This window comes from Thioalkalivibrio halophilus, from assembly GCF_001995255.1.
Classification (GTDB): domain Bacteria; phylum Pseudomonadota; class Gammaproteobacteria; order Ectothiorhodospirales; family Ectothiorhodospiraceae; genus Thioalkalivibrio; species Thioalkalivibrio halophilus.
Genome location: NZ_MUZR01000003.1, coordinates 81,183 through 89,048 on the forward strand (window position 1 = coordinate 81,183; position 7,866 = coordinate 89,048).

Below are 7,866 nucleotides of genomic sequence, written 5' to 3' on the forward strand. Positions count from 1 at the left end.
TCACCACCAGAGCCGACGATGCCGGGGCCGAACCGGCAACCGCCCGCGCCAGTACTGGATCATCAGCAGGCCGACCACCATGCCGCCCAGATGCGCGAAATGGGCGATCCCCGACATGGTCCCGGACACCCCCAGATAGAGCTCGAGGATGCCGTAGCCGATCACGAAGTACTTGGCCTTGATCGGAATCGGCAGGAAGATCAGGAACAGGCGCTGGTTGGGGAACATCATCCCGAATGCCAGCAGCACCCCGAACACCCCGCCGGAGGCCCCCACCGTGGGGTAGATGGCATCACCGTTGCCCCCCGCTGTAACCACCAGCTGCACCAGACCGGCCCCGATCACGCAGATCAGGAAATAGGTCGCGAACATGCGCGAACCCCATGAATTCTCGACCTGAACACCCAGCATCCACACCACGAACATGTTGACGAACAGGTGCAGCGGCCCGCCATGCAGGAAGCCGTAGGTCACCAGCTGCCAGACTTGGAAATCCGGCACGCGCATCATCGACCCGTCCTGCATGATCGTGGACGGGGTGCCGATCGGCCACAGGGCGAAATGGGCCATCAGCCAGTTGCCCAGCGCGGGCATGGCCAGGAACAGCAGGACGTTGGTGACCAGCAGAAAGCCGATCACCGGAGGCATCATGCTGAAGCGCGGCGAGCGCGGGTCAGGATGGGTCATGTGGAGGATGCGCCGATCCGGCTCAGAAGTCGTCGGTCACGGCACCGCGGCTGGCCGATCCCACCGTGCGCGCGTATTTGGCAAGCACGCCGCGGGCCACCGGGGGCTCCGGGGCCTTCCAGGCCGCCCGGCGGCGTTCCAGTTCCTCGGGGTCGATATCCAGATCCAGCTGGTTCCGGTCGGCGTCGATCACGATCGGGTCGCCTTCCTGCACCAGCGCGATGGGTCCACCGGCGGCCGCCTCGGGCGCAACATGACCCACGACCATGCCGTAGGTGCCGCCGGAGAACCGTCCGTCGGTGACCAGGCCGACTGCATCTCCCAGACCGGCACCGATCAGCGCCGCGGTGGGGGCCAGCATCTCGCGCATCCCGGGCCCGCCGCGCGGTCCTTCATGGCGAATGACGATCACGTCGCCCTCGCGGATCTTGCCGGCGAGAATCGCGTCCAGGCAGTCCTCCTCGGAGTCGAAGACCCGGGCGGGTCCCCGGATGCTGCGCCGCTTGAGGCCGGTCACCTTGGCCACGCCACCTTCGGGGGCCAGACTGCCCTTGAGGATCGCCAGGTGGCCCTGTGGATAGAGCGGGTCGGCCGGGGTGCGGACCATGTCGGTGGCCTCCGCCGGCGGGGCGGCGGGCGCATCGCGAAGGGTTTCCGCCAGGGTCTCGCCGGTGATCGTCAGGCACTCCCCGTGCAGAAGCCCGGCGTCCAGCAGCAGGCGCATCACCAGCGGGGTGCCGCCGGCCTGATGGAAGGCGGTGGTGACGTAACGCCCGGAGGGCTTGAGATCGCACAGGACCGGGGTGCGACGGCGAATCCGTTCGACATCGTCCAGATCCAGGGGCACCTCGGCGGCGTGCGCGATCGCCAGCAGGTGGAGCACCGCGTTGGTGGAGCCGCCCAGGGCCATGACCACCGCGAGGGCATTCTCGAACGCCGGCCGGGTGAGGATGTCACGCGGCTTGCGATCGGCATGGATCGCCTCCAGCAGAACCTCGCCGGAACGCGCCGCGGACTCGCCCTTTTCCGGATCCTCGGCAGCCTGGGTCGAGGATCCGGGCAGGCTCATCCCCAGCGCCTCGAAGGCCGAGGACATGGTATTGGCGGTGTACATTCCCCCGCAGGAGCCGGCGCCGGGACAGGCGTTGCGCTCCACGCCCTGCAGGTCCTCGTCGGACAGCCGACCGGCGCCGTGCTGCCCCACGGCCTCGAAGGCACTGACGATGGTCAGTTCCTGGCCCTTGTAATGCCCGGGCTTGATGGTGCCGCCATAGACGAAGATGCCCGGCACGTTGAGGCGGGCGAGGGCGATCATCGCCCCGGGCATGTTCTTGTCGCAGCCCCCGGTGGCCAGCACCCCGTCCATGCTCTGCCCGTTGACCACGGTTTCGATCGCATCGGCGATCACCTCGCGCGAGACCAGCGAGTACTTCATCCCCGGCGTGCCCATGGAGATGCCGTCGGAGATGGTGATGGTGCCGAAGGTCTGGGGCATGCCGCCGGCCTGACGCACCGCCCGTTCCGCGCGTTCGGCAAGCGCGCCGATCCCCGTGTTGCAGGGGGTAATCGTACTGTGCGCGTTGGCAATCCCGACGATCGGACGCTGGAAATCGTCGTCTCCGAACCCGACGGCGCGCAGCATGGCACGATTGGGTGTGCGGCGTGGCCCTTCGGTGACCACGCGCGAGCGGCGGTTGTCCTGGCTCATGGTGTCCTCAGTGTGTCCGGGTCTGGTTTTCGCGACTGTAACGCCCGTTCATGAAACGGTCGAAGAACTTGCCCAGGTCCGGGTGATCGATCTGTTCACCCGAGGTGTCGCTTTCCAGATGGCGCTCGGCCACATAGGTGCTGTGGGTGTAGCCATCCACCAGCACGTGGTACCACGGCTGGTCCTTGGGCGGCCGGCTCTTCGCGACCGTCTCGTACCATTCGTCCGAGCCGTTGTAGACCGGGTCGACATCCACGATGACGCCGCGGTAATCATACTTGAGGTGATGGACGATCTCGCCCACCGAAAAACGGGTGCCGCTGGCCATGGTGCAATCTCTCTGCTCGCAGGGGTGAAAACAAAAGAATAGACCGGGCGAGCCCGGGGCGCGTCACGCCGTCTCAGGGTTCGTCCGGTTCCTGTCCGGATCCGTTCGGGGCCGCCTCCCGCCGCGGGCCGTACTGCTTGAAGGCCTCCCGCACGCGCTGCATCTCCGCAGCATCCAGCAGGGCGGGGCCGCCGATGGACAGGCTCAGCACGTACTGCTGCGCCAGCAGTTCGACCTCCTCGGTGAGCCACAGCGCGCGTGCGAGGTCCGGCCCGGTGGCGATCATCCCGTGGTTCGCCAGCAGACAGGCGTAGCGGTCATCCAGTGCGGCAAGCGCATGTCGCGAGAGTTCCGGGGTCCCGAAGGTGGCATACGGGGCACAGCGGATGGAGTCGCCGCCGGCGGCCGCGATCATGTAATGCAGCGGCGGGATGTCGCGCTGCTGGATCGCGACCACGCTGGCGTACACCGAATGCACGTGCACCACCGCATGGATATCTTCGCGTTCCCGCAGGATCGCGCGATGAAAATGCCATTCGCTGGAAGGCTTCTGGTGCGCCGGCCAGTGTCCGTCGGCATCCATGTACACCAGATCCTCCGGCGCCAGGTCCTCGTACGCCACGCCGGAGGGGGTGATCAGCAGGCCGTGACCGCAGCGTACACTGACGTTACCGGATGTACCCTGGTTGAGGCCGCGCCGGTTGGTTTCCAGCGCCGTGTCGATCACCGCCTCGCGCAACTGTTGCTCGTTCATGCGCCTGCCTTCGTCCGGAACCGTCCCGCGCATTCTGCCTGACGGGCGCGCCCGGAGCATCCGGCCGCAAGGGTTCCGGGGAGTTCGCCCCGGGCAAGCACCCGTCCGTTCGCGGCCAAGGCCGCTCCTACCTCTGCAGGAGCCTGCCTGCAGGCGAACAGGGCCGGAGTCGCCGACAAGCCCAGCGCGAGTTCGCCCCCGGCGAGGGCGTCTGTGGGAGCCTGCTTGCAGGCGAACCGAGCCGGAGTCGCCGAAACGGCCAGCGCGAGCGCCAGCAGCAGGATCATCGTGGTGGCCACGCGCCCGATAACCGGCCAGCGATGCAGCTGGCGTTCGGTCAGGGTCCACCAGTGGGCCAGCCGGGCCATGCCGGGCGGGGGGCGCGGGGCGCTTCGGTCCGGTCCGGGTTGCCGCGCCGCGACCGTGCCGATCCCGGGCCACCGGGATCGCAGCCACCATGCCCCGCCTGCCAGCACCCCGGCCAGTAGCAGCGGCCAGAGGCCGTCCCCGAGGGCCGTTGAAATCAGGGCGTATTCGCGCAGGGAGGTATCCGCTAACCACCAGGGCAACAGCAGCCCCGCAACGAGGGTCAGCAACCAGGGTGTCATGCCCCTGGTGTCAACGGCGCCGCCGGTCGTCGGCTTCAAGTCGGGCTCCGGGGGATGGCTGGCCGCGCGGCGCAGGAAATGCAGCATCAGCAGGGCGGTGGCGGTGCCGGTCACCCCCGCCAGCCAGCCGGGCATTCCGGTCGTGAGGGCGGCCTTGGCCAGGGCGCCGCCGGAGAGCGGCGCGGCCGCGAGCGCGGCCCCGGCCAGCACCAGGCCAAACAGCAACGCCCTCCGGGTGCACCGATCCGCCGCCGTGGCCAGCAGCCCCGTTCCGAGGAACAGCGCCCCCTTGGCCAGACCGTGATGAGCGAGCATCACCGCCAGGCCCGCCCAGACCGCGGCCGGCGACGTCCCGGCCGCGGCCATCCCGAGCAGGGCGACCACCAGACCCATCTGACTGACGCTGGACCAGGCGAGGATGGTCTTGGGTTCGGACTGGCGCAGACCCGCGGCCACGGCATAAAAGGTGCCCGTGAGGCCCAGCGCGGTCAGGATCAGGGGGCCGTGCCCGGGGATCTCAAGACCGCCTTCCAGCAGTCGCCATGCCCCCAGGGCGCCGACCTTGATCATCACCCCGCTCAGCACCGCACTGGCCGGCACCGGCGCCACCGCGTGGGCCCGGGGCAGCCAGGCATGCAGCCCCGGCGCGCCCAGCTTCAGGCCGAAGCCGATCGCGAACAGCAGGGCGGCGGCCGATTCCATGCCCGCACCCAGTCCGACGAGATCCGGCGAATTCCCCGGACCGGCGAGCATGGTGGTCCAGGCCACCGCCGTGAACAGCGCGACCTCGCCGATCAGCATCAGGCCGAGGTAGAGCCGTCCGGCCCGCAGGGCCGTCACGCCGCCGGTGTGGGTGACCAGACCGTAGGCCGCGAAGGTCATCAGCGCGAAGCCGGCATAGAAGGTGAGCAGATCCGCCGCCAGCACCAGCAGCAGGTAGCCGGCCAGGGTCAGCAGCCAGAACACGGCAAACCGCAGCGGGTGTGTCAGCGGGTGTCGATGGGCGTACGCCCCGGCGAGCAGCCACAACAGGGCGCCGGGCAACAGAAAGGCGCGGGCCGTGCCATCCAGCGCCAGACGGGCCTGATCCAGCAGCCCGGGCAGCACGATCCCGGCATCGGGGTCGGGGCCTGCCAGGGCCAGCAAGAGCGCCGGCAGGGCCGCCAGCGGCAGCAGGATGGTGGCCCGGCGACGCAGGGCGGGGAGCGCGAGCGCGGTCAGGGCCAGCCATGGCGCCAGCACGGCCAGCAGCAGTGCGAGCTGCGTGGCGTTCATCCGGCCAGCCCCCCGGCCGCAAAGGCCGAGCGCAGCGCCGTGGCGAACAGGCCGCTCCCGATCGCCGCCAGGGCCAGCAGCAATGCGGCCCGGGGCATGGCGAGCGGAATGGGCAGCGGTTGCCCCTGTGCGGGCACCACGGCCGCGTCATCGCTTCCCAACCGCAACGGATCCCGCAGGATGCGCCACAGGTATCCGGCGGTGATGAACGTCCCGAGCACGATCACTGCCGCCCAGGGCCAGGCGCGCGCGGCCAGGGCCGATTCCAGCAGCCACCACTTGGCAACGAAGCCCCCGCTGGGCGGCAGACCCACCAGACTCGCCGCCGCCAGCGCGATCGCGATCCAGGCCAGCAGGCTGCCGCCGGCCATCGGCGGGCCGATACGGCGCAGATGGTCGCTGCCCCATTGCCACGCCAGGCAGCCCGCTGCCAGGAAGAGGCTGCCCTTGGCCAGGCCATGGGCCAGCAGCAGCATCAGCATGCCCGCGTGGGCCTGGTCGGGCAGGGCCCCGGCGGTCGCCAGCGGGAACACCAGCAGGCCGAAGCCCAGCTGCGAGACGGTCGAATACGCGATCACCATCTTCAGATGGCGCTGGAGCATGGCCAGCACACCGCCCCAGATCACCGCCGCCGCCCCCAGCAGGCCCAGCAGCTGTGCCGGCAACCCCGGAAGCATTCCGGCAAACGGACCGAACCACAGACGCACCAGCAGATAGAACGCCGCGGTCACCACCACAGCGGAAAGCACCGCACTGACCGCCGCATGCGCTCGCCCATGGGCCGAGGGCAGCCAGAAATGCAGCGGGAAGATCGCCCCCTTGAGCAACAGACCCAGGGTGATCATCACCGCGGCCGCCAGGGTGACGGGTTCCTCCGCGGCCCGGCCGGTCAGCAGGGCGATATCCAGCGCGCCGTACTGTCCGTAGAGCAGGGCGACGCCCAGAAGATACAGCGTGGACCCCAGCAGCGTTGCGAGGAAATAGCGCCATGCCGCGGCGAGCGCCGGCCCGCCGGCGGCGGCGATCAGGGCCACCGCCGCCAGCGCCACCATCTCCAGGATCACGTAGAGATTGAACAGGTCGGCGGACAGGAACAAGGCATTGAGCCCGCCCCACAGGAACAGCCACAACGGCCAGAAATAACGTCTCTGGCGACTGTCCGGCACCAGACGGCGCTCGGCAAGGCGATAGATCGCCGCGGCCAGCGCGACCACAGTGGTCAGGACAAGCAGGGTCAGGGCGAGGGCATCGATCTGCCAGCCGATTCCCAATGGCGCGGCCCAGCCCCCCAGATCCTGGCGCCAGGGGCCGGTGCGCAGGTTTTCGAGGACCAGAACGGCCAGTACCGGCAACAGCAGCAGTCCGGTACCCAGCGTCGCCATGCGGCCCCGGCGCGGATGCGCGAAGGCGACGGCCGCCGCCATCAGCGGCAGCCCCACCACCATGGCCGTGGCCAGCGCGATGCTCACGGGTCGCGCGAGTCCCGGCCGTGGTGGCCGTTCGCGGGCCCGCCACGCTGCTCCAGCAGGCGAACCATCAGCCCCAGCGCCACCGCCGTGGTCGACACCGTCACCACGATGCCCGTCAGCACCATCGCGTGAGGCACGGGGTCCAGTACCTCGGCGGCATGCGCCAGCGCCACCAGCAGCAGGAAGACCGCGGTGGTCAGGACGTTCAGCGCGAGGATCTTGCGCATCAGCTGCGCACGGACGAACAGCCCGTGCAGGCCGATGATCAGCAGCGCGATGGCCAGCAGCAGATACAGGGTCATGCCGGCCTCCGGGTGTCCCAGTCGGCCGGGGGCTCGCCACCCAGATACAGCGCGAACAGCAGCAGCGCGATGGAGAGCCCCGCGGCAAGCTCCAGCAGCAGGATCAGCCAGCCGGCCAGCTCGACCGGGTACTCGAAGAACCCGTGCCCCCCGGCCATCACTGCGAAGGCCACCCCCAGCATCGCGGTCATCCCCAGCGCGAGCGCCCAGCGCCACGGGCCGTAGACGTCACCCGACAGCCAGGGCCGGGCGCCGGCCAGCAGCATCAGCACCCCACCGGCGCCCATCACCGCGCCCGCGGGGAAGGCACCCCCCGGCGCATGACTGCCGCGCCACAGCAGATAGGCCGAGACCAGCACGAAGGCAGGGAACAGCACCCGGCCCAGAGCGGGCAGGGCGGGCGACACCAGTTCGGGCGAGGAAGGCCAGGGGGTGGGGCCCAGCGACCACAGCACGACCACGCCCAGCAGCAGAATGGCGATCTCCAGCAAGGTGTCGAAGGCGCGGAAGTTGAGCAGTACGGCGGTGACCGGGTTTTCCACCCCGGAGCGCCCGAGTTCCGCGGCCACCGGTTCGCCCAGCCCCGGGGCCGGGAGCAGCCACGCCGCCCCGCCCAGGCCGGCCAGCAGCAACAGCCCCATCGGCAGCCAGAACGCCCGGTCGCGCCCGCGCTGGCACACATCCGACGCGCGCCCCGCCTCCCAGTCCAGCCGCCCCAGCGCGGACAGCAGCAGC

Annotated in this window: 8 protein-coding genes; all 8 read right to left on the reverse strand. The window is 69.8% G+C overall.

Annotated elements, in window-relative coordinates; translation table 11 throughout:
• On the reverse strand, positions 1–687 hold the full coding sequence (locus B1A74_RS01105) for a rhomboid family intramembrane serine protease (protein WP_018945985.1): 687 nt from the start codon (positions 685–687) through the stop codon (positions 1–3).
• Between the two features lie 22 nt (positions 688–709).
• Entirely contained in the window at positions 710–2,395 is a 1,686-nt protein-coding gene (ilvD, locus tag B1A74_RS01110) for a dihydroxy-acid dehydratase (RefSeq protein ID WP_077243522.1), read from the reverse strand.
• 7 nt (positions 2,396–2,402) lie between these two features.
• Complete coding sequence (gene hspQ / locus B1A74_RS01115; RefSeq protein WP_018869428.1) at positions 2,403–2,723, reverse strand: heat shock protein HspQ; 321 nt, start codon at positions 2,721–2,723, stop codon at positions 2,403–2,405.
• Positions 2,724–2,796: 73 nt separating this feature from the next.
• The gene (locus B1A74_RS01120; RefSeq protein WP_167769394.1) at positions 2,797–3,477 is read right to left on the reverse strand and encodes a class II aldolase/adducin family protein; all 681 of its coding nucleotides are present in this window, start codon (positions 3,475–3,477) and stop codon (positions 2,797–2,799) included.
• Complete coding sequence (locus B1A74_RS01125; RefSeq protein WP_077243524.1) at positions 3,474–5,360, reverse strand: complex I subunit 5 family protein; 1,887 nt, start codon at positions 5,358–5,360, stop codon at positions 3,474–3,476. The genes B1A74_RS01120 and B1A74_RS01125 overlap by 4 nt, the downstream gene beginning before the upstream one ends.
• Entirely contained in the window at positions 5,357–6,829 is a 1,473-nt protein-coding gene (locus B1A74_RS01130) for a complex I subunit 5 family protein (protein WP_077243525.1), read from the reverse strand. The genes B1A74_RS01125 and B1A74_RS01130 overlap by 4 nt, the downstream gene beginning before the upstream one ends.
• Positions 6,826–7,131 (reverse strand): NADH-quinone oxidoreductase subunit K, encoded by a 306-nt coding sequence (locus tag B1A74_RS01135; protein WP_077243526.1) that lies wholly within the window; start codon positions 7,129–7,131, stop codon positions 6,826–6,828. The genes B1A74_RS01130 and B1A74_RS01135 overlap by 4 nt, the downstream gene beginning before the upstream one ends.
• The coding region (locus B1A74_RS01140) for an MnhB domain-containing protein (RefSeq protein ID WP_244269144.1) at positions 7,128–7,866 on the reverse strand (739 nt) is incomplete at its 5' end. The genes B1A74_RS01140 and B1A74_RS01135, both read right to left, overlap by 4 nt.

Coding starts and splice junctions, on each gene's coding strand:
- B1A74_RS01125 (WP_077243524.1), bottom strand. CDS start 5,360: ATGAACGCCACGCAGCTCGCACTGCTGCTGGCCGTGCTGGCGCCATGG.
- B1A74_RS01105 (WP_018945985.1), bottom strand. CDS start 687: ATGACCCATCCTGACCCGCGCTCGCCGCGCTTCAGCATGATGCCTCCG.
- ilvD (WP_077243522.1), bottom strand. CDS start 2,395: ATGAGCCAGGACAACCGCCGCTCGCGCGTGGTCACCGAAGGGCCACGC.
- B1A74_RS01120 (WP_167769394.1), bottom strand. CDS start 3,477: ATGAACGAGCAACAGTTGCGCGAGGCGGTGATCGACACGGCGCTGGAA.
- hspQ (WP_018869428.1), bottom strand. CDS start 2,723: ATGGCCAGCGGCACCCGTTTTTCGGTGGGCGAGATCGTCCATCACCTC.
- B1A74_RS01135 (WP_077243526.1), bottom strand. CDS start 7,131: ATGACCCTGTATCTGCTGCTGGCCATCGCGCTGCTGATCATCGGCCTG.